The organism is Flavobacterium sp. AK-301, assembly GCF_058310215.1.
On sequence record NZ_JBZEES010000002.1, the window covers coordinates 152133 to 176476 of the forward strand.

At 33.3% G+C, this 24344-nt stretch carries 6 protein-coding genes; 4 read left to right on the plus strand and 2 right to left on the minus strand.

Annotated features, from left to right (window positions below; translation table 11 throughout):
- Nucleotides 1-470 precede the first annotated feature (470 nt).
- Together AC4FQX_RS04280 and AC4FQX_RS04285 are read left to right on the plus strand one after the other, a co-directional pair.
- A complete protein-coding gene (locus AC4FQX_RS04280; RefSeq protein ID WP_491166437.1) occupies nt 471-7817 on the plus strand; it encodes a S8 family serine peptidase in 7347 nt (2448 codons plus the stop codon).
- A gap of 516 nt (nt 7818-8333) precedes the next feature.
- The gene (locus AC4FQX_RS04285; protein WP_491166438.1) at nt 8334-15686 is read left to right on the plus strand and encodes a S8 family serine peptidase; all 7353 of its coding nucleotides are present in this window, start codon (nt 8334-8336) and stop codon (nt 15684-15686) included.
- Nucleotides 15687-15777: 91 nt separating this feature from the next.
- Here AC4FQX_RS04285 and AC4FQX_RS04290 read toward each other — a convergent pair whose 3' ends face one another.
- Both AC4FQX_RS04290 and AC4FQX_RS04295 read right to left on the minus strand, forming a co-directional pair.
- Complete coding sequence (locus tag AC4FQX_RS04290; RefSeq protein ID WP_491166439.1) at nt 15778-17952, minus strand: S9 family peptidase; 2175 nt, start codon at nt 17950-17952, stop codon at nt 15778-15780.
- A 107-nt stretch (nt 17953-18059) separates the two neighbouring features.
- Complete coding sequence (locus tag AC4FQX_RS04295; protein WP_491166440.1) at nt 18060-19259, minus strand: aminotransferase class I/II-fold pyridoxal phosphate-dependent enzyme; 1200 nt, start codon at nt 19257-19259, stop codon at nt 18060-18062.
- A gap of 264 nt (nt 19260-19523) precedes the next feature.
- Here AC4FQX_RS04295 and lpdA point away from each other — a divergent pair, with 264 nt between their 5' ends.
- Together lpdA and AC4FQX_RS04305 are read left to right on the plus strand one after the other, a co-directional pair.
- The gene (gene lpdA / locus AC4FQX_RS04300) at nt 19524-20930 is read left to right on the plus strand and encodes a dihydrolipoyl dehydrogenase (RefSeq protein ID WP_491166441.1); all 1407 of its coding nucleotides are present in this window, start codon (nt 19524-19526) and stop codon (nt 20928-20930) included.
- An 844-nt stretch (nt 20931-21774) separates the two neighbouring features.
- Complete coding sequence (locus AC4FQX_RS04305) at nt 21775-24075, plus strand: phage tail-like protein (protein WP_491166442.1); 2301 nt, start codon at nt 21775-21777, stop codon at nt 24073-24075.
- Nucleotides 24076-24344: the final 269 nt, after the last annotated feature.

Consider the following 24344-nt stretch of genomic DNA (forward strand, 5'->3'; position numbering starts at 1 on the left):
TTATGATTTAAATCGATAGTCGCTGATATGTTATTAACTTCCTCATTAACATAATATTGTATATTTTATGTTTTCTATGTTATAATTATTTATAAATACTTTTTTTTTGCTATAAATATATATTATTCCTTCTTTTTGGGATAAAATTAAATGTATTAATCTGTTTTAACATGTCATTAAGATTTTGATTTACAATACTTTAACATATATAATTATAGTATGACTTTAACTTTGTTTTTTTGATAAAAATAGTAAATTATTATTATTATCACTATAAATATTCAAAAAAATAATAATTATATTAAAAATATTGTAATTTATTTTTGATTGTATTTATATTTTTATTTAATTTGTTTTAATATCAAAAGCTATTTTTTCTAAGGAAATTAAGTAGATATTAAGAATTTTCCAGACCATATAAATTTACTAAATTATTAAAATTAACGATTAATTATTTAAACGAAGTATCCATGAAAAAAAAATTATTATTCTTTTTTATATTTTTTACACTGGTCATCGGTTCTCTTTTTGCACAACAAACAGATGATGTCGTTCCCGGTGTTATTCGTGTAAAATTGACACCGGAAGCAGTGCAAACGATTGAACTAAAAATGAAAACAACAGGAAAAATTGTAGCAAATTCAGCGCAGCCTTTTTCTACAGGTTTATCCTCTTTTGATAATTTGTGTAGGCAGTATAATGCTGTGGAAATGAAAAGAGTTTTTCCTTATAACAAGAAATATGCAAAAAGACATAAAGAAGCAGGGCTTGATTTATGGTATGAAATAAAGGTTAGTGAGCAAACTCAGACCGTAATGGCGAGTAAATCTATGCGAACCGATAAAAATATAGCATATGCAGAGCCGGCTTTAAAAGTAAAATTATATGGTGATCCGCCAAATGATCCTTTACTGAACAAGCAATGGGCTTATAATAATGTAGGTCAGACCGGAGGAACTCCAGGTGCTGATATTAATTTATTTGAAGCCTGGAAAACAACAATGGGCTCTGATAAAGTTACTGTAGCCATTATTGATGGAGGAATTGAAACAACCCATGATGATCTTAAAAATGCATTATGGGTCAATGAAGCCGAGTTAAACGGTACGCCGGGAGTTGATAATGATGGTAATGGTTATATTGGTGATATATACGGATGGAATTTTGTTAATAATTCAGGAACAATCACAGGACATCCTCATGGTACACACGTAGCCGGTACTGTGGGTGCTGAAAATAATAACGGTATTGGAGTTGCAGGGGTTGCTGGAGGGAATGGAACTCAAAAAGGAGTTCGATTAATGTCCTGTCAGGTATTTATTGAGGGAGGACATGGAAATTTTGCTCAGCCTTTTGTTTATGCAGCAGATAATGGAGCTGTTATTGCTCAGAATAGTTGGGGATATACATCTCCGGGACAATATGATCAGCTTGTTCTGGATGCAATTGATTATTTTATCAAATATGCAGGTAAAGACGAAAATGGAAATCCACTTCCCGGTACAAAAATGAGTGGGGGAATTGTGTTTTTTGCCGCGGGTAACGATAATGCGAATGCACTTTATTGGCCCGGATGTTATGATAAAGTATATGCTGTATCTGCTTTAAATCAGAATAATAAAAAAGCATGGTATTCTAATTTTGCAGACTGGGTAGATATTGCTGCTCCCGGAGGAGAAGGAGAGGGAACTGAAGCAATATTAAGTACAGGATTGAATAATAGATATGTGAGTTTTCAGGGAACTTCTATGGCATGTCCTCATGTATCAGGTATAGCTGCATTGGTTTTGAGTGTGTTAGGAAATGAACAGTATACTCCGGAGATGTTATGGAATAAATTAATTAATGCTACAAAAAGTATTGATCAACTGAATTCTAAATATGCCGGTCTTTTAGGAAAAGGTATAATTGATGCAGCATTAGCAGTACAACTCAATAGTGGAATTCCTCCGGATAAAACAGAAGATCTGAAAATAAAATCTGTGGCACAGGATTTTGTTGATATAACCTTTACTGCTCCGGCTGATGCTGATAATCAGAAAGCAAATCAATATGAATTGCGATATTCTACTAAAATGATAACAGATGATGCTTCTTTTGAAAAATTACCGATGGTTTCTGTTTCTGCAAAAGATGCCGGTCAGCAAGAAACATTCAGAATTCCGGGTTTACAGGCAAAGACATTGTATTATATCGCTTTAAAATCAATAGATATTTGGGGGAATAAATCTTCTCTGTCAAATGTTGTTTCTGTTACTACTACCAGTTATCCTAAACTGAATGTATTATTAGATTCTTTGAGTTTAACGATTCCTAATGTTGCATTAAATGCTTCTGCAGAAGCAACTTTTTCTTTTGGAAATATCGGGGAAGGGAATTTAGCTTTTTTATTAGAGAATGCACAGGTAGATGATCCTCGTATTGAGAACAGACCTTTTATAGATACATTATCTTCTTTTGTATCTAAGAAAGATTATATAGATTTTCTTTTTGGTGATGATGGGGCGTCGGATCCGTTTATGGCTGCTACAAAATTTACCGTTCGTTCTGATAGTTTTAACCTTTCTCATGTGATGGGTGTTATTCGGACGTTAACAAAAGATGGAAAACAACCTGTTGAAAATTTTCATATTAAAATTTACAGAGGAGGAAACACACCGGATAAAGGCATATTGATTTATGATAAAGCATTCAGTGAGAAATGGTCTTCAAGTACGAAAAAAACTCTTAAATTAGGAGAACGTATCACCTTTAATAAAAACGAAAGTTTTTGGATTGTTTTTGATTTTCCGAAATCATATAAACAACCAATAGGTTTAAATACCGAAGCAACAAGTGTATCCGATCCGAGTTTTTATAGTAGTGATGGTGTGAACTGGACAAACGTAAATACACTGTCATATACTCCGGGTATTGCTTTTGATATCTATGCTGTAAGCGATAAAGCGGTATTAGGTACTGATTATATAAGCTTTACTCCATCAAAAGGAGATCTTTCAAATGGAAAGTCAGTTACTGTTACTGTCAAAGCAGAAGGACAGAATTTATTTGACGGAACCTTTCATTCCTATATTAAGATCATTAATAATGATCCGGAAAAAAGGATTAGTTATAAACCATTGAAATTGATTGTAGATGGTCATAAAGCAGCGTATTCTGCACCGGATAAACAGGACTTTGGTATTGTAATTATAGGAAAATCAGTTACAAAGGATATTCTTATAAAAAATAATGGGAAGGGTGTCTTACATTTAGACTCTTTATATACCACTAATACTGCTTATGTTGTTGCTCCGGATAAACTAGATATTTTACCAAACGAATCGAAAACAATAAGAGTTATTTTTACCCCGACATCGCCTAAATTATATACAGAAGGATTAAAGATTGATATAAAAGGAAAAACAGAAATAATTGTTTTGAATGGTATTGGTACTGAAGCTCCGGTTATCAATGTTAATCCAAAGGATTTACTAGTTGAAATTGCTGCAGGCACTACAGAACAAACCGGGTTTACAATTCAGAATACCGGAAAATACCAGTTGGAATATGCTATATTATCCAACAAAAATGTAGTAAAAGCTCCTATTCAGGATAAAATCACGGGTTATTCTGCGATAACAAGTCGTGATGCTAATGGTCCTGTATTTAAATGGATGGATATGACAGGTGCTCAGGATATTACTAAAGAGTTACAAGCTACAAATTCACATATTAAATTAGATTTAGGATTTTCTATAAATTATTACGGTAAAATATATAATGATTTAAGTATTACAAAAGGAGCAATTTTTGCTTTAGGAGAATTAAAGCACCGCATAAACAGTACTCTTGATTTTCCTATGAAAAATGGTCCCGGAAATACTTTTACCCCATTGTCTTCAGGTGCTAACAGTTTATTATTAAATGAAGGTAAAGTTACTTATAAAAAAGGTGCGGGCTATTTTGTAGTACAGTTGGAAAAGTTAGGTTTTCCGGAAGCAGCTATCTTTTTGGGAATAAAAGCTCCGGCAACGGGGACTATAGATATTCAGGTAGTATTGTACAATAATGGACTTATAGAGTTTTATTATACTAATTTTGTACAAACAGATAAAAATCGTTCCCTGATGGAAGAAATAGTTGCCGGTTTTGAAAATTCAACCGGAACAGACGGAGCGAATATATCTAAAAGGGATTTAAAATATATTTTACCAAATGAAAAACTGGCGGTAAGAATCATTCCTTCGTTACCTTCTTTCGTCAGTAATCTTACTTCAACAACAGGACTGGTATTACCGGGGGATTCTGTAAAAGTGAATATGGATATTACAGCAGATGAATCATTACTAGAGGATACCTATACTAGTTTCTTATTGATTAATACAAATGATCCGGTAAATGAAACGGTAACATTGCCTATAAAAGTAGTGGTGTCTGCTGTAGCAAAACCGGCACTTTTAGTAGAAGAAATTGATTTGGGAGAAATTCCGGTTTCTTATACAAAAGAAGCAAAAGTATATGTAAAAAATGAAGGAGGAAAATCATATACTGTAAATAATGTTGCGTTTCAGACCGGAGAGGATATAACTGCAGCACTTTCAGAAGGAACAAGCTCTGAAGTAAAAGGTTTTGCTTCCTTAGCCTATACATTAAATTTTACACCAAAATCAGTTAAAACCTATAATGACACTCTGTTTATTGCAACGAATGTGGCTGAAAAACCACTTTTAAAAATTGTAGTAAAAGCAAAAGGTATAAAAGCTTCAAAATTAGTACTTGAAAAACCGGAAAATCTGGCTTATACTTTAAATGCCGGACAAACGGTAGATACAACACTAGTGATTAAAAATGAAGGTGAAGGAAATCTGGATTTTATAATCACTAAAAATAACTGGTTACAGATTGATCCGGCTACTATTACAACCAGTAACAGCGGACAGGATCGTTCCGGTTACTATTGGATTGATAACAGTACAAATTCAGGGGTAGACTTTAATTGGATAGGAGTAGAAAATGCTGTTGCACAGACTGCTTTGGTTGGTATTATTAGTGCCGTTCAATATGAACTGCCTTTTGATTTTCCATATTATGGTACAAAATATAATAAGATAGCAATCGGAGCACATGGACAGATTACTTTTAATATTGCAGAAATGGATCAAGTACGTTATGGAAATCCAATAGTATTTCCAAAAAAGGATAATCTGAATAACCTGATTTGTGCATTGCGAGTAGCATTATATCCAGGAGGTAGTTTAGCCAAAGACGCAAAGGTATATACAGAGAATTTTGAAGATAAAGTAGTGATAACATGGAATGAAATAGCATCCGGTATATTTGCATCTAATATGACAGGAACAATAGTTACTTTTCAGATGATTTTATATAAAGACGGACGTATTAAATTCCAGTATAAAGATATAAATACAGCCTTATGGGCAAGAGAAGCCATTATTGGTATTGAAAATAAAGAGGGAACAGATGGTTTTATGATTGATTTTATGAATGGATATGCTGTAGATAACAAAGCGGTAATGATTACTCCCGGTATACAATATACACTGGAAGCCGGAAAAACAGCTACTGTACCGGTAAGAATTACTGCCGAAAATTTAAATGATGGAGAATATGAAGATCATATTATTGTAGCCGCTACAGATTATACCCGTTTAACAGATTCTGTAAAAGTGAATTTAAAAGTGATAGGGAAACCGGATATTATTGTTACAGACACACTTCATTACGGATTAGTTTATGTTTATGATACTGCAGGAAAGAAAAAATCATATACTAAGGATTTAGTTATTAAAAATGTAGGAACAAAAGAGGCTATTTTTAAATCCATTACATTACCGGCAGATTATACAATTGAAAATGTAAGCTATCCTCTTGTAATTACTCCAAAGAAAGAAGTAACCTTAAAAGTAATTTACACACCGGTAACCGCTCCGGAAAATGAGTGGACAGAAGGTGTTATCCATTTAAATTACGGAGGAGATAATGATGGTGTAGTTCTAAAAGTAGTTATGAAAGCGAATGTTCTGTATCCGCCAAAAGCAGATATGATCAGCGGTTTGGAAAAAGATTTTTACCATGCAAGAGTAATGCCGAATGGAGCAGCTACCCATACATTTTCACTAGGAAATATAGGGAAGTCTTCATTAAACTACAAGTGGGAGATTGAATATCTAGATGAAAGTGAATTTAATAAAGTGAAACCAAATTCAGTATCAAATCCAAATAAGATTGATCTATTGAAAAAAACGAATGGTACTATAAATAATACTATACAACCATATCATAGTTTTGTTTTTGCAGATTCATTAGGTTATGGTCATTATCCTTATATGAATGCTGTAGTAGTAAATACGCTTAATGAGGTCAGAATGGCTACATTATTTCAATCAGGTAACGAAGGGTTTAATCTGACACATGCAGGTAACTGGTATAAAGCTTATGATGAACAGCAAAAAATTGATGTTATTATCCTTAAAGGAAAAGACTATACCACAGCAAAAGAAGTATTTAGAAAGACCGTTGATGTGAATATAGAAGACGTAGGACTAAAAGTATTTGATTTAGAAAAATCACTTTATTTTTATCCCGGAGAATATTTTTGGATAGCTTATGGATATCAGTCTCCAATCTTTGAAACAGGTGTTATGATATATGAAGACCCTTTGTTAGTTAATAATTTTGTAATTCAGATAGGAGATAAAATTCATAAATTAGGGGATTTAAATGGATTTAAAAATACAGGATTCATAGCCGAAGCTTATTCAATTAAAAAAATATCCGATCAGAAAAGCTGGTTAACACTTTCTTCTGATAATGGACAACTGGATAAAGATCAGAAAGATTCTATACAAATAAATGTAGATACAAAAAATTTGAGTGATGATTTTGGAGATCGTTATGCTGCTGTACATTTAAAATCAAACGATCCATTACAGGGTGAAAAAATCATTTTTGTACAATTAGCTATAAACAGCGGACCCGTATTTAAAATTGATACTGATAATATTGTAGTAAATGAGAATGAAGTGTTAAACCTTCCTTTTGGAGTAACAGATAATGATGGAGAAGAATTTACAGTTCAGCTTTTAGATACAACAGAAGAAGGACAGCCGTTAGGTACTGTTACTAAATTAGAAGCCGGAAAATATGAGTTTACGATTTCTCCCGATTATGATGCTGCCGGAAAATGGACATATCAGTTAGAAGCAACAGATACAAACGGTCTAAAAACCATTCAGGCTTTTATCGTTTCCGTATTAAATGTAAACAGACCTCCGGTGGTCAGTACACCGTTTAAAGATCTTACAGTATATGTAGGAGATTCTCCGGTTTCAATATCCTTAACAGAGTATTTATCAGATCCGGATAAAGAAGACAAACTGATTTATAGCGTTGCCAAAGATACTTTAGATATAGTTGGCTTAACTATAAATGATACAACCCTGAAAGTAGTAGGCTGGAAAAATGGAATAACAGATGTAACTGTAGAAGCAAAAGACCTGGAAGGAGCAACCGTAACAACAACATTCAAAGTTACTGTAATAGACGATCCGTCAGCAGTAGCCGGATTAGATAATCTGATAGCTTATCCGAATCCTGTTGTTGATATACTGACTGTTCTTCCTGCCAGAGACTGGACAGGAGCTGTGAATATTGTTATTACAGATCTTTCAGGGCGTATAAGCTTAACTAAGAAGTATGATTCCGTACCGAGAACAGGAGAGAAATTAAATTTATCTTCTTTATCTAAAGGAGTCTATATCTTTACTGCTACCGCAACTGGTAAAAAGAAAGTCTTTAAATTGATAAAAGATTAATATTTTTAGTAAATAAAAAGCTAATTATATTAAAACCCCATTTAGATTATGATCTAAATGGGGTTTTTTTTTGAAAAATGATATTAAACGGTTACTAATCGTAAAGATTTACGCTTGTATCCAGGCTAATTTTTTTTGGTATCTATACACGTATTCTATTCTAAAGCGTAAGTGGGATTTCTTTCAGTTCTTGTACGTTATTTAATTAAAATAAAATGTATTTATTTGTTTTTAATAGATTATTAATGTCTTGATTTACAATTTTTTAAATGTATGATTATCTATATTTAATTGTATTGATTTTTTAGACAATTATAACATATAATTATCGTTTTTATTATAAATATTAAAAAAAATAATAATTATATTAAAAATTTAGTAGTTTGTATTTGTTTTTTATTTAATTTGTTAATGTTAAAAACTATTAGTTTTTCTAAAAAAAAAGATAAAACTAATGACTCAATAAGCTCTATAAATTTAACAATTTATTAAACTATTAATTAAACTAAAGTATTCATGAAGAAAAAATTACTATTATTTTTTATGTTTTTTGCATTGATTACCGGCTCTCTTTTTGCACAACAAGCAGATGATGTCGTTCCTGGTATCATTCGTGTAAAATTGACACCGGAAGCAGTGCGAACCATTGAACTAAAAACAAAAATATCGGGAAAGATTGTGGCAAATTCAGCGCAGCCTTTTTCTACAGGTTTATCCTCTTTTGATAATTTGTGCAGGCAGTATAATGCTGTGGAAATGAAAAGAGTTTTTCCTTATAACAAGAAATATGCAAAAAGACATAAAGAAGCAGGGCTTGATTTATGGTATGAAATAAAGGTTAGTGAGCAAACTCAGACCGTAATGGCGAGTAAATCTATGCGAACCGATAAAAATATAGCATATGCAGAGCCGGCTTTAAAAGTAAAATTATATGGTGATCCGCCAAATGATCCTTTACTGAACAAGCAATGGGCTTATAATAATGTAGGTCAGACCGGAGGAACTCCAGGTGCTGATATTAATTTATTTGAAGCCTGGAAAACAACAATGGGCTCTGATAAAGTTACTGTAGCCATTATTGATGGTGGAATTGAAACAACCCATGATGATCTTAAAAATGCATTATGGATCAATGAAGCCGAGTTAAACGGTACGCCGGGAGTTGATAATGATGGCAATGGTTATATCGGTGATATATACGGATGGAATTTTGTTAATAATTCAGCAACGATTACAAGTGATAGTCATGGTACACACGTAGCCGGTACTGTGGGTGCCGAAAACAACAATGGTATCGGAGTTGCAGGGATTGCCGGAGGGAACGGGACTCAGAGAGGGGTTAGGCTAATGTCCTGTCAGGTATTTAATAATGGAGAATCAGGTGATATAGCCCCGTCCTATGTTTATGCAGCAGATAACGGAGCTGTTATTGCTCAAAGTAGCTGGGGACATAGTGTTCCAGGATATTATGATCAGGCGGTTCTGGATGCAATTGATTATTTTATCAAATATGCAGGTAAAGATGAAAATGGAAATCCACTTCCCGGCACAAAAATGAGTGGGGGAATTGTGTTTTTTGCCGCGGGTAATGACAATGATGATGGACTTTACTGGCCCGGATGTTATGATAAAGTATATGCTGTATCTGCTTTAAATCAGGACAATAAAAAAGCATGGTATTCTAATTTTGCAGACTGGGTAGATATTGCTGCTCCCGGAGGAGAAGGAGAGGGAACTGAAACAATATTAAGTACAGTATTATATAACCGTTATAAGGGACTTCAGGGAACTTCTATGGCATGTCCTCATGTATCAGGTGTAGCTGCATTGGTTTTGAGTGCGTTAGGAAATGAACAGTATACTCCGGAGATGTTGTGGAATAGATTAATTAATGCTACAAAAAGTGTTGACCATCTGAATCCCGGTTATGAAGGTCTTTTAGGAAAAGGTATAATTGATGCAGCATTAGCAGTACAACCAAGGACTGGAATTTCTCCGGATAAAACAGAAGATCTGAAAGTAAAATCCGTGACGCAGGATTTTGTTGATATAACCTTTACTGCTCCGGCTGATGCTGATAATCAGAAAGCAAATCAATATGAATTGCGATATTCTACTAAAATGATAACAGATGATGCTTCTTTAAAAGAGGTACCTCTGATTTCTGTTTCTGCAAAAGATGCCGGTCAGCAAGAAACATTCAGAATTCCGGGTTTACAGGCAAAGACACTGTATTATATTGCTTTAAAATCAAAAGATATCTGGGGAAATGTATCTCCCTTATCAAATGTTGTTTCTGCTACTACTACCAGTTATCCTAAACTGAATGTATTATTAGACACTTTAAGTTTAACGATTCCTAATGTTGCATTAAATGCTTCAGCAGAAGCAACTTTTTCTTTTGGAAATATAGGAGAAGGAAATTTAGCTTTTTTATTAGAGAACGCACAGGTAGATGATCCTCGTATTGAGAACAGACCTTTTATAGATACATTATCTTCTTTTGTATCTAAGAAAGATTATATAGATTTTCTTTTTGGTAATGATAGGACACCGGATCCGTTTATGGCTGCTACAAAATTTACCGTTCGTTCTGATAGTTTTAATCTTTCTCATGTGATGGGTACTATTCGGACATTAACAAAAGATTTTCAAATACCTACTGAAGATTTTCATATTAAAATTTACAGAGGAGGAAATACACCGGATAAAGGCATATTGATTTATGATAAAGCATTTAGTGAAAGAGAGTATATGCCTCAGAGAATGACTTTTAAGTTAGGAGAACGCATTGCCTTTAATAAAAACGAAAGTTTTTGGATTGTTTTTGATTTTCCGAAATCATATAAACAACCAATAGGTTTAAATACCGAAGCAACAAGTGTATCCGATCCGAGTTTTTATAGTAGTGATGGTGTGAACTGGACAAACGTAAATACACTGTCATATACTCCGATTGTTGTATTTGATATTTATGCTGTAAGCGATAAAGCGGTTTTAGGCACTGATTATATAAGCTTTACTCCATCAAAAGGAGATCTTTCAAATGGAAAGTTAGTTACTGTTACTGTCAAAGCAGAAGGACAGAATTTATTTGACGGAACCTTTCATTCCTATATTAAGATTATTAATAATGATCCGGAAAAAAGTGTTAGTTATAAACCATTGAAATTGATTGTAGATGGTCATAAAGCAGCGTATTCTGCACCGGATAAACAGGACTTTGGTATTGTAATTATGGGAAAATCAGTTACAAAAGATATTCTTATAAAAAATAACGGGAAGGGTGTCTTACATCTGGAATCTTTATATGCCACTAATACTGCTTATGTTGTGGTTCCGGATAAATTAGATATTTTACCAAACGAATCAAAAATAATAAGAGTTATTTTTACCCCGACATTGCCTAAATTATATACAGAAGGTCTAAATATTGATATAAAAGGGGAAACAGAAGTTATTATTCTAAACGGTATTGGTACTGAAGCTCCGGTTATCAATGTTAATCCAAAGGATTTACTGGTTGAAATTGCTGCGGGCACTACAGAACAAACCGGGTTTACAATTCAGAATACCGGAAAATACCAGTTGGAATATGCTATATTATCTGGTAAAGATTCAGTAAAAGCTCCTATTCAGGATAGAATTACGGGTTATTCTGCGATAACAAGTCGTGGCGCTAATGGTCCTGTATTTAAATGGATGGATATGACAGGCGCTCAGGATATTACCAGAGAGTTACAGACAACAGACGTACATGTTAAATTAGATTTAGGATTCTCTATAAATTATTATGGCAAAATATATAATGATTTAAGTATTACAAAAGAAGGGATTTTTGCTTTGGGAGAATTAAAGCACCGTATAAACAGTGCTCTTGATTTTCCTATGAAAAATGGTCCCGGAAATACTTTTACCCCATTGTCTGCAGGTACTAATAATTTATTATTAAATGGAGGTAAAGTTACTTATAAAAAAGGTTCGGGTTATTTTGTAGTACAGTTGGAAAAACTAGGTCTCCCTGAAATTGGCTTTTTAGGACGGAAAGTTCCAGCAACCGGTACTATAGATGTGCAGGTAGTATTGTATAATAACGGACTTATAGAGTTTTATTATACTAATTTTGTACAAACCGATAAAAATTTTCCTTTAATGGTTAGAGTAGTTGCCGGTTTTGAAAATTCAACCGGAACAGACGGAGTAAATATATTTAAGAAGAATCCATATTTTATTTTACCAAATGAAAATCTAGCAATACGAATTGTTCCTCCATTACCTTCTTTTATCAGTAATCTTACTTCAACAACAGGACTGGTATTATCGGGGAATTCTGTAAAAGTGAATATGGATATTACAGCAGATGAATTATTGATCGATGGTACTACCTATACTAATTTCTTCTTAATTAATACAAATGATCCGGTAAATGAAACAGTAACATTGCCTATAAAAGTAGTGGTGTCTGCCGTAGCAAAACCAGCACTTTTAGTAGAAGAAATTGATTTGGGAGAAATTCCGGTTTCTTATACAAAAGAAGCAAAAGTATATGTAAAAAATGAAGGAGGAAAATTGTATACTGTAAATAATGTTGCGTTTCAGACCGGAGAGGATATAACTGCAGCACTTTCAGAAGGAACAAGTTCTGAAGTAAAAAGTTTTGCATCTTTAGCCTATACATTAAATTTTACGCCAAAATCAGTTAAAACCTATAATGATACTCTGTTTATTGCAACGAATGTAGCTGAAAAACCACTTTTAAAAATTGTAGTAAAAGCAAAAGGTATAAAAGCTTCAAAATTAGTACTTGAAAAACCGAGAGATCTGGCTTATACTTTAAATGCAGGTCAGGTTGCAGATACTACGTTAGTGATTAAAAATGAAGGTGAAGGAAATCTGGATTTTATAATCACTAAAAATAACTGGTTACAGATTGATCCGGTTGCTATTACAACCAGTAACAGTGGACAGGATCGTTCCGGTTATTACTGGATTGATAACAGTACGAATTCAGGAGTAGACTTTGATTGGATAGGGATAGAAAAGGCTGTTGCACAGACGGATTGGGTTGGTATTAATAGTGCCGTTCAATATGAACTACCTTTTGATTTTCCATATTACGGTACAAAATATAATAAGATAGCGATTGGAGTGCATGGGCAGATTACCTTTAATATTGCAGAAATAGATCAAGTTTGTTATGGAAATCCAATAGTATTACCAAAAGCAGATGATTTGAATAATCTGATTTGTGCATTGCGGGTGCCATCGACAGTTAGTTTAGAAAAAGATACAAAAGTATATACAGAGAATTTTGAAGATAAAGTAGTGATAACATGGAATGAAATAGCATCCGGTATATTTGCATCTAATACGGCAGGAACAACAGTTACTTTTCAGATGATTTTATATAAAGACGGACGTATTAAATTCCAGTATAAAGATATAAATACAGCCTTGTGGGCAAGAGAAGCCATTATTGGTATTGAGAATAAAGAGGGAACAGATGGTTTTATGATTGATTTTATGAACGGATTTGCTGTAGATAACAAAGCGGTAATGATTACTCCCGGTATAAAATATACACTGGAAGCCGGAAAAACAGCTACTGTACCGGTAAGAATTACTGCCGAAAATTTAAACGATGGAGAATATGAAGATCATATTATTGTAGCCGCTACAGATTATACCTGTTTAACAGATTCTGTAAAAGTGAATTTAAAAGTGACAGGAAAACCGGATATTATTGTTACAGACACACTTCATTACGGATTAGTTTATGCTTATGATATTGCAGGAAAGCAAAAATCATATACTAAAGATTTAGTTATTAAAAATGTAGGAACAAAAGAGGCTATTTTTAAATCCATTACATTACCGGCAGATTATACAATTGAAAATGTAAGCTATCCGCTTGTAATTGCTTTGAAAGAAGAAGTAACCTTAAAAGTGATTTACGCACCGGTAACCGCTCTGGAAAATGAGTGGACAGAAGATGTTATCCATTTAAATTACGGAGGAGATAATGATGGTGTAGTTCTAAAAGTAGTTACAAAAGCGAATGTTCTGTATCCGCCAAAAGCAGATATGATCAGTGGTCTGGAAAAAGATTTTTATCATGTAAGAGTAGTACCGAATGAAACAGCTGTTCACATATTCTCATTAGGAAATATAGGGAAATCTTCATTAAACTACAAGTGGGAGATTGAATATCTGGATGAAAGTGAATTTAATAAAGTGAAACGGAATTCAGTACCGATTTCAAAGAAGATTGATTTATTGAGAAAAACAAATGGTAAAGGAAATCATACTATCCAACCGTATCATAATTTTGTTTTTGCAGATTCATTAGGATATTCTGAGTATGATTATGCAGGTCGTTTATTAACACATATCAAATGGAAAACGGCTACTGTTTATAGAGCCGGTAAAGAAGGGTTTAATTTAACCCATGTTGGAAACTGGTGTACAGCTTATGATGAACAGGATAAAATGGATAGTAAGGGTAAAATGGATATTATTATCCTTAAAGGAAAAGATTATACTACAGCGAAAGAAGTATTCAGAAAAACAACCATTGTAAACATAGGTGATGAAGGATTGAGGGTATATGATCTGGAAAAATCACTTTATTTTTATCCCGGAGAATATTTTTGGGTAGCTTATGAACCTAAGACTTCAGGTATTGAAACAGGTTATATGGAGCAAAGTGATCCTGCTTTAAATGATAATTTTATAGTTTATTTGGGTGCAATTTATAAATTAAGTCAATTTTTGGGAAATATCAAAAATTTTGGATTTATTACAGAAGCCTATTCCATTGAAAAATTATCCGATCAGAAAAATTGGTTAACCCTTTCTTCTTATCAAGGACAATTGGATAAAAATCAGAAAGAATCTGTACAAATTAATGTAGACACAAAAAATATAAATAATGATTTTGGACATCGTTATGCTGCCGTACATTTAAAATCGAATGACCCGGTACAAGGAGAAAAAACGATTTTTGTACAATTAACCATAAACAGTGGTCCCTTATTCACAATTGATACTACTAGTATTGTTGTTAATGAAAACGAAGTATTAAACCTTCCTTTTCAGGTAACAGATAATGATGCTGATGAATTTACTGTTCAGCTTTTAAGCACAACAGAAGCCAGACAACCGTTAGGTACCGTTACTAAATTAGAACAGGGAAAATATGAGTTTACAATTTCTCCCGATTATGATGCCGCCGGAAAATGGACGTATCAGTTAGAAGCAACAGATACAAACGGTCTGAAAACCATTCAGCTTTTTACCGTTACCGTAGTAAATGTAAACAGACCTCCGGTGGTCAGTACACCGTTTAAAGATCTTACAGTATATGTAGGAGATTCTCCGGTTTCAATATCTCTGACAGCGCATTTATCAGATCCGGATAAAGATGAACTGATCTATAATGTTGTCGAAGACAGCTTAGGTACAATTGGCTTATTAATCATAGACGGTACAACTCTGAAAATAATGGGCTGGAAAAATGGAGTTGCAGATGTAACTTTAGAAGCAGAAGACCTGGAAGGAGCAACCGTAACAACAACATTCAAAGTTACTGTAATAGACGATCCGTCAGCAGTAGCCGGATTAGATAATCTGATAGCTTATCCGAATCCTGTTGTTGATATACTGACCGTTCTTCCTGCCAGAGACTGGACAGGAGCTGTGAGTATTGTTATTACAGATATTTCAGGGCGTGTAAGTTTAAAGAAGAAGTATGATTCTGTACCGAGAACAGGAGAGAAATTAAATTTATCTTCCCTATCAAAAGGAGTCTATATCTTTACTGCTACCGCAACTGGTAAAAAGAAAGTCTTTAAATTGATAAAAGACTAATATTTTTATTGAGTCGCAAAGGTTCAAAAAACAGATTTATAGTTTCAAAGCTTGTCCGGACAAGCTTTGAAACTATAAATCTTTTAAAAAACTATTTCAGATGCAGTTTAAAATAATCTGCTATTTTCTGATTTAAATGTACCCTGTCTTTTCCAAGCACATTGTGTTCATGAGTAGGATAAAGGAAGTAATCTACCGGTTTATTCAGATCAATACATGCTTTAATAAACTCCATACTGTGTTGTTGAACCACTACCGGATCCTGAGCACCATGAATAATTAATAAATTACCTTTTAATTTATCCGCTTTATTAATCACACTTGATTTTTCATATCCTGTGGGATTCTCTTCCGGAGTATCCATATATCTTTCTCCGTACATTACCTCATAATATTTCCAGTCACATACAGGACCGCCGGCAACGCCCACTTTAAAAGTTTCATTTTGGTTCAGTAATAAAGAAATCGTCATAAATCCGCCAAAACTCCATCCATATACCCCAATTTTATCCTGATTTACGAATTTTTTGGATTTTAAGAAATCAATACCTTTTATTTGGTCCGCCATTTCATTTTGCCCTAACTGGCGGTGTACAATATGTTCAAAATCACGACCACGGGAATCGCTCCCTCTGTTATCGACCGTAAATACAATATAGCCCTGCTGTGCCATATAATAATCAAATAAAGTAGCACCGCCCAACCATTTGTTCGTTACTAGCTGAGCATGAGGACCGCCATAAACATAAACTATTACAGAATATTGTTTATTTTCATCAAAATTAGCAGGGTAGATCAGTCTGCCGTTTAAAGGTGTTTTTCCATCAGCAGAAGTAATAGAAACCAATTCCATATTTGGTAATTCCGTTTTCCCCGCATAAGGATTATCCGCTTTCAGTAACGGAAAAGATTTTTTCGTTTTCAGATCAATAACAGCTACTTCATTAGGAGTAGTAATATTAGAAAGATGATCCAGTATAAAGGCTCCGTCACTGCTTAAACTTCCTGAATGTGTACCTGATACCGCAGTTAAAAGAGTTGTTTTTCCAGATTTAAGATCTACAGCATAGAATTGTCTGTCCAGTCCATTGTTAGCCGTTCCGATATAAAAGGCTTTTTTACCTGCTTTATCAAATCCTAGGAATTCCTTTATAACAACATCCTTATATCCTAGTTTTTTAATTTGTTTCCCATCCGTATTATACAAGTAGAGTTGTTCATATCCATCTTTTTCCGTTCTGTATAAAAACTCTTTAGATTGATTAGGAAGAAAAACAAGAGTATTCAGAGGCTCCACATAAGTAGTTGCTTTTTCTTCAAATAAGGTTTTAATCAGATTACCCGAAGTAGCATCATACTGATTTATTTTCAGGTGGTTTTGTTCTCTATTCAGCACACCCGTATAAATAAAATCACCACTAGGATCCCATGTTACAGAAGTTAAGAACTGTTCCTTTGGTTCACCCGTTTTCAGTGTCACTGATTGGCTTGTTTTCAGATTATAAACAACCAGAGTAACTTCCTCACTTTTCATACCTGCCATTGGATATTTTATATCCTTTACTTTAGCAATTCTTTGTTCAAAATCAATAAGAGGGTAATCCTTTACCATACTCTGATCCTTTCTGTAATACAATAACTGATTGCTGGCAGGATTCCACCACATACCTTCCTTGATGCCAAATTCATTGCGGTGTGTATTACTACTTCCATTTACGATACCTTTATCTTCATCATTAGTAATGTTAGTATTTGTTCCGTTATTAGAAGTAATAACAATATTATTATCCTTTAGCCAGGCAACTGTTTTTCCGTCAGGAGCAATGTTTTGTTCCGTAGCTTCCTTGTTTAGAACAAAAGCATCTTGAATTTCTTTTTTGTCAACGTTATATAGAATAACATATTTAGAATCTCTTCCGTCAATCAGAAGATTTAAAGTGCTTTTATCATTCCATTGGTAGTTATAAGGAAATATTCTTAAATTAAAATCATCAGTCGGAAATTTACTTTTCAGAGCCTTTTGAATATCCTCTTTTGTAACAAGAGTAGTTTCAGCCCATTGATTTACCAGCCTTCTGGTTATTAATTTAGAATAAGTATAGTCCAGATAAGTAATAGAATGGCTATCTTTTCGCCATTGGTCAGCAACAAGATTTTTTGGAGCAAAGCTACGATACTGACCTAGAGTAGCTTCCTCAATCGTTAAATTCTTCTGAGCAAAAGCAATTACTCCGATAAACAGGAATAATACCGAAATTTTTTTCATAAAGTTATAGTTTTTAAGAAAGCGAAGTTACTGTCTAATTTGTAAAATGTAAAATGTTTTTTGTAAAAGATGAGATGTGAAAAGTAGATAAAAAAGGATAGATCCTGTTACAGGATTCCTAATTCATTCATACAGGTTTTCATCATCAGGAAAGTACGCTCAATATCATTATCCAGTCCAATAGAAAGACGTATCAGACCATCCGTTAGCCCTATTTCCTTTTGTTCCTCCGGTGGAATTTCACTTGAAGTAGAAGAACCCGGAGAACTGAATAACGTTTTATAGAATCCTAAACTTACGGCTAAATATCCTAAATTTTTATGCTGCATCAGTTCCATTAATTCATTTGCTTTATTTGCTGAGCCCACATCAATTGTTATCATCCCTCCGAAACCATATTCAGTATTAATCATTCCTTTATATAAAGTATGGCCCGGATGACTTTTTAATCCAGGATAGACTGTCTTCAGACCTTCTGTTTCAAATTTTTCTGCTAGATACATAGCATTATGACTGTGTTGTTTTATACGAATATGTAGTGTGCGTAGATTCTTTAATATACTTGCAGCTCTTAAACTGTCCATGGTAGGTCCCAGTAGCATAGCAGCTCCATCATTCACATTACGAAGATCATCTATGAATTTCTGTGTTCCACAAGTTACCCCACCTACGGTGTCACTGCTGCCATTAATAAATTTAGTAAGACTGTGTATTACCACATCAGCACCCATTTTTGCAGGAGAAACAGAAAGAGGAGAAAAGGTATTATCTACTATCAGTTTCAGATTGTGTTTTTTAGCTATTTTAGCTAAACCCTTAATATCAGCTATTTCCAGAAGAGGATTGCTGACAGATTCACAATAAATAATCTTAGTATGAGGCGTAATAGTCGCTTCAACCAAATCAAGTCTTGTAATATCAACAAATGAAGTTTTAATAGTAAGACGAGGTAAAAAATTCTTCATAAAAGCATACGTTCCGCCATAGATTGTTCTACTGGAAACAATATGATCTCCACTGCCACATAGTTGAAGCAGGGCAGAGGTAATAGCTCCCATTCCCGAAGCAGATACATTAGCCGTTTCAGTTCCTTCCATTGCCGCCAGTGCCTGACCCAGATATAAATTACTAGGAGATGAGTGGCGGGAATACAAATAACACCCTTCTGCATTACCTTCAAAAGTATCAAACATAGTTTTAGCAGAAAGAAAAGTGTAAGTAGAAGAATCCGATATTGAAGGATTTACACCTCCGAATTCTCCAAAATACTGTAAATCCTGAATGTTGTTTGCGGGATTAAATGACATAAATATAGTTTTTAGGGGTTATTTCTTATTTAAAGTTTAAGGTTTAAAGTTAGCAGAGCTACTAATTAAGCCCAATAATCAATTGTAAAAGAACAAAAGAACATAGAGCCACTAATGATATTTTACAGACAATAATTTATAGAAACTATCAACTATCAACTATCAATTATCAACTTATAAAATCCTTCCTACTTTAAACTTAATTCCTTAGTTTTGTAATTCGTTTATAAAAATACAATATAAATTTATATAAGTAAGGAAACTATGAGTTCATTTGATGTAGCCATTATAGGTTCAGGTCCCGGAGGATATGTAGCAGCGATTCGTTGTGCACAATTGGGAATGAAAACTGCAATTATAGAAAAATATTCAACTTTAGGAGGTACCTGTCTTAACGTAGGCTGTATCCCTTCAAAAGCCTTATTAGATTCTTCCCATCACTATCATGATGCCGTTGCTCATTTTGAAGAGCATGGTATTTCTATTGAAGGAGAAGTTAAAATCAATCTTGAAAAAATGATCGCTCGTAAACAGGCAGTTGTAGATCAGACTGCAGGAGGTGTTAAGTTTTTGATGGATAAGAATAAAGTAACTGTTTTTGAAGGGTTAGGATCATTTAAAGATGCAACTCATATTACTGTTAAAAAAGCAGACGGATCAGAAGAAACCATTGAAGCAAAAAATACGATTATTGCTACAGGTTCAAAACCATCTAGTTTGCCTTTTATCAAAATTGATAAAGAAAGAATTATTACTTCAACAGAAGCTTTAAAATTAAAAGAGATTCCAAAACATCTTGTAGTTATTGGCGGAGGTGTAATAGGGTTGGAGCTTGGACAGGTTTATTTACGCTTAGGATCTCAGGTTTCTGTAGTGGAGTTTATGGACAGAATTATTCCGGGAATGGATGCAGGTTTATCCAAAGAACTTACCAAAGTACTGAAAAAACAAGGAATGAAATTCTATACTTCACATAAAGTGAAATCAGTAGAAAGAAAAGGGAATACAGTACAAGTACAGGCAGAAAACGCAAAAGGAGAAACCATTACATTAGATGGTGACTACAGTTTAGTATCAGTAGGTCGTCGTCCTTATACTGACGGGTTGAATACAGATGCTGCAGGTGTAAAAGTTACTGACAGAGGACAAATCGAAGTAAATGATCATCTGCAAACAAGTGTTTCTAATATTTATGCTATCGGTGACGTTGTTCGTGGCGCCATGTTAGCACATAAAGCAGAAGAAGAAGGCGTTTTTGTAGCTGAAATATTAGCAGGACAAAAACCACATATTGATTATAATTTAATTCCCGGAGTAGTATATACCTGGCCGGAAGTATCAGCAGTAGGGAAAACAGAAGAACAGTTGAAAGAAGCGGGTATTGCTTATAAAGCAGGTTCTTTCCCTTTTAAAGCTTTAGGAAGAGCACGTGCAAGTAGCGATACAGACGGATTCGTTAAAATATTGGCAGATGCTAAAACAGACGAGATCTTAGGAGTTCATATGATTGGTGCTCGTGTAGCAGATTTAATTGCTGACGCTGTTACAGCAATGGAATTCAGAGCGTCTGCTGAAGATATTTCAAGAATGTCCCACGCACACCCAACATTTGCAGAAGCAATTAAAGAAGCAGCATTAGCTGCAACAGATAATAGAGCATTACATGTATAATTATAATACCATATAAATGTAAAATTTTTATTGTATTATAACATTTTTCAAAAGAATAAAAGCCTTGTTTTTAATTTAAAAACAAGGCTTTTTATTTCATATATACTTACTGAAATTCAATAAGCTATATACTTTATTCCATAGTTAGATATGTAATATTCAAATTTAATATATTGATTTTTGTTTTTATTTATTTCATAAAGAGTATCTGTTATTTTAGTTTATTTTTAAATAAAAAATTAGAATATAATATGTAGAAATTATAAATAATATAATTTTCCAAAAAAGAACATGTCTGACTTTGTAATACAGTTTTTATTTAATAATTTTGTTTTAATTTAAATTACTTAATATGGAAACAAGATAAAACGATAAAATAGTATAAAACAAATTATTATAAGAGTTGTCATAAGATCACAAATAATTATTTTATAATAATATTTAAAAAACTTTTTCCCCCGACTAAGGCTTATTAAGTATTTTAAAACACGACGAATTGTTGTTTATTATTGTGATAAAAAAGTATACTATATAGTATAAACTATGAATTAATATTTGCTAATTAAAAGATCCCCTCTCTGTTTAGTTAGTGTTAAAAATCCCAATCTATCAAATCTTACTGTAAAAACACCATTATATGATTTTATTATGGTGATAAAATGTAATTAAAGCTAGAAGAAATAAATGTGATTGTCTGTCCCGGAAATTACGTAATAAGAAGAGCAACTTCAAATGGCTTTGTTTTATAAATAACAATAGCTTTTATCTCCGGATATGATTTTTTCGTCTTGTCTTAAGTTAGTCTTACAGCATTTTAGTTATCGCATAATAAAAATAAAAACAAATGAGTACTATACAGGATTTTAAAAAAATATTTTTCACTTCTTTTTTCATAATATTAATCTGTTTCACAGGATATTCCCAATCTAAAATAAAAGATGAAACAAGAGGAAGTACTGAGGTAGTTCCAACAAAAGGAGCAATACTTGAATTAGAAAGTAAAAATAAAGGTTTTTTAGCCCCAAGACTTACCATAGCAGAGCGTGATGCCATTCCTATGGAATTTCTTACAGACGGATTATTAATTTTTAATACCACAACCAGTTGTTTCAATTATTATAGATTATTAGATGATAGCTGGTTGAGTCTTTGTGGAACGCCACCACCAGCCGAATTTTCATTTTCATGCGTAAATGTAACGGTTATGGGTTCCTATAAACAAGGAGAAGAATTAAACAGTAGTCATATTATTAAAATGTATGTTGATGTTAGTTCTCCGGGTGATTATACTATTAATGGTACTACTGAGAACGGTTTTTATTTTGAAAAAACAGGAACGTTTCCCAATGCAGGAAAGAGCATTCCGGTTATAGTTGATGGAAAAGGAATTCCTAATCGGGGAGAGCCTACTGAAATCTCTTTTTATTTAAATGGTATAGAATATAAAAATTGTAACAAAATAGTAAATATAGATCCTGCTGCTGTTAACTTCAGTATGGATTGTATAACAGCAAGGATTAAGGACGGTTCACAATTTTTACAAGGAGTAAAATTAAATCCGAATAAAGATATCGTTATTGTAAAAGTTATGGTAATCAGTCCCGGACGTTGGTCTATTGATTCCAATAAAATGGCAGATAACGGTAATTATTACCTTAGTGGAAGTGGTGCTTTTACTGAAGAGGATGTGTTGAATTCTCCTATAGAAGTTGAACTGGGAGGATCAGGAACTCCTTTAAAAGAAAAAACAGACGTGTTTACATTAACATCAAACGCATCCGATGTAGCTAATAAGACCTGTTCACCGATTACCATTGTAATTCCAGAAACAACCTATACTCTTGATTGTACACCCATTACAGGTATAGTTGTGAATGACAGCTATATGCAGGATACAGAATTAGACAAAAATAAAAATACAATAACTTTAAAAAATATAAAGGTAGAAGCAACAGGAGCTTATACAATAAGAGCAACTTCATCCGGTAAAAGTTATTCTTTTTCAACTATTCCAGGAGAAAGTTTTGTTACAACAGGACTTCACGATGTTGTGTTATATGGAACAGGAAAGCCCGGATTAGCCGGAACAGATACCTTTACAATAACCACTAATGGAGTAGTATCCGGTTGTACCGTAGATATAACAGTAGATCCGGCTCCGGTACAATATACAGTAGATTGTTCCTCTGTGAAATTAAACGGTATTTATCGCCCTAAAGCTGTTTTAGATGAAACTCATTTTATTACTTTAACCGTAAACGCAGTATATGGAGGTGTTTACAGCATTAGTACAGACGTTGTTAATGGTCTTTCCTTTAGCGCAACAGGTATACTTACAAGAGGACCTAACATAATACGATTACACCCTAAAGGGTCTCCTTTTAAAGAAGGTAAATATAAATATAGTATAACAAATACATCAAACGCACAAAGCTGTCCGTTAGAGTTAATAGTAGTATTCAAGACATTGAAAATAGCTTCAGTTGCATCAACAACATATTCTATGAACTCTACTAACATGAAAAATATACTTAATAATAAATCTGATTTCGGGCCATCCGCCACAGCCAAAGTAAATGTAGAAGGTTTTATTCATTCCGGTACAACTTCTACTAATACAGGAACTATTTTAGCACATTTAAATGACAACCTGCCAGATATTATTTATTTTGGATATAACACCAACGGAAGCTTGCTTCCTGCCGTATATGATTGGGCAAAAGCAAGAAAAATTCCGGTAATAATATCTGCCGAGTCCGGTGAATCAGCAATTATGAATCACATATATGGTACAGGAGTTTTTACCTATGGTTCTACTATATCAGGGAATTTTGTACTAAATACCACAGTAGCTGCTAATGATATTTTAAAATACGGCCCTTTTAGCCCTGTAGGAGGGATTATAGGACTTACTAAAAATGGCGGCGGTGATCACTGGTTGAATTATACTGTCTTACCATCTACTGTGATTCCTTACATGTCAAATGGAAATACAAATACAGTAGGAATATTCAGAGATGATTCATTAGGAATTATATGGTGTCCTGACGGAGGAATACTTGGTGGTAGCCCCCCCGGCAATGTGCAGCAGTTTTATAAAAATGCAATTGCATGGGCTATACAATATATTATAGATCATGAATAAATCCTTAATCTTAAATTTAAACCGGAAGTTACACTTTTGAAGAGATAAGTTTCCAGTTAAAAGTTTTCATGAAATATTTTCTAAATTAGATGTTCTTTATTTTATATTGCTGTTATATAATGACTTATAAAATATTTTTTAATTTGGTTTTGACAGGATAATAATTATTCTATTTAGTTTTTTGTAAATTTGTAACACCGAAAATACATAATATTTCATTTTATTATATTCCTGATAATAATACATGTTACTATAATAGCTTAAAATTT

Coding starts and splice junctions, on each gene's coding strand:
- AC4FQX_RS04305 (WP_491166442.1), top strand. CDS start 21,775: ATGAGTACTATACAGGATTTTAAAAAAATATTTTTCACTTCTTTTTTC.
- lpdA (WP_491166441.1), top strand. CDS start 19,524: ATGAGTTCATTTGATGTAGCCATTATAGGTTCAGGTCCCGGAGGATAT.
- AC4FQX_RS04285 (WP_491166438.1), top strand. CDS start 8,334: ATGAAGAAAAAATTACTATTATTTTTTATGTTTTTTGCATTGATTACC.
- AC4FQX_RS04295 (WP_491166440.1), bottom strand. CDS start 19,259: ATGTCATTTAATCCCGCAAACAACATTCAGGATTTACAGTATTTTGGA.
- AC4FQX_RS04290 (WP_491166439.1), bottom strand. CDS start 17,952: ATGAAAAAAATTTCGGTATTATTCCTGTTTATCGGAGTAATTGCTTTT.
- AC4FQX_RS04280 (WP_491166437.1), top strand. CDS start 471: ATGAAAAAAAAATTATTATTCTTTTTTATATTTTTTACACTGGTCATC.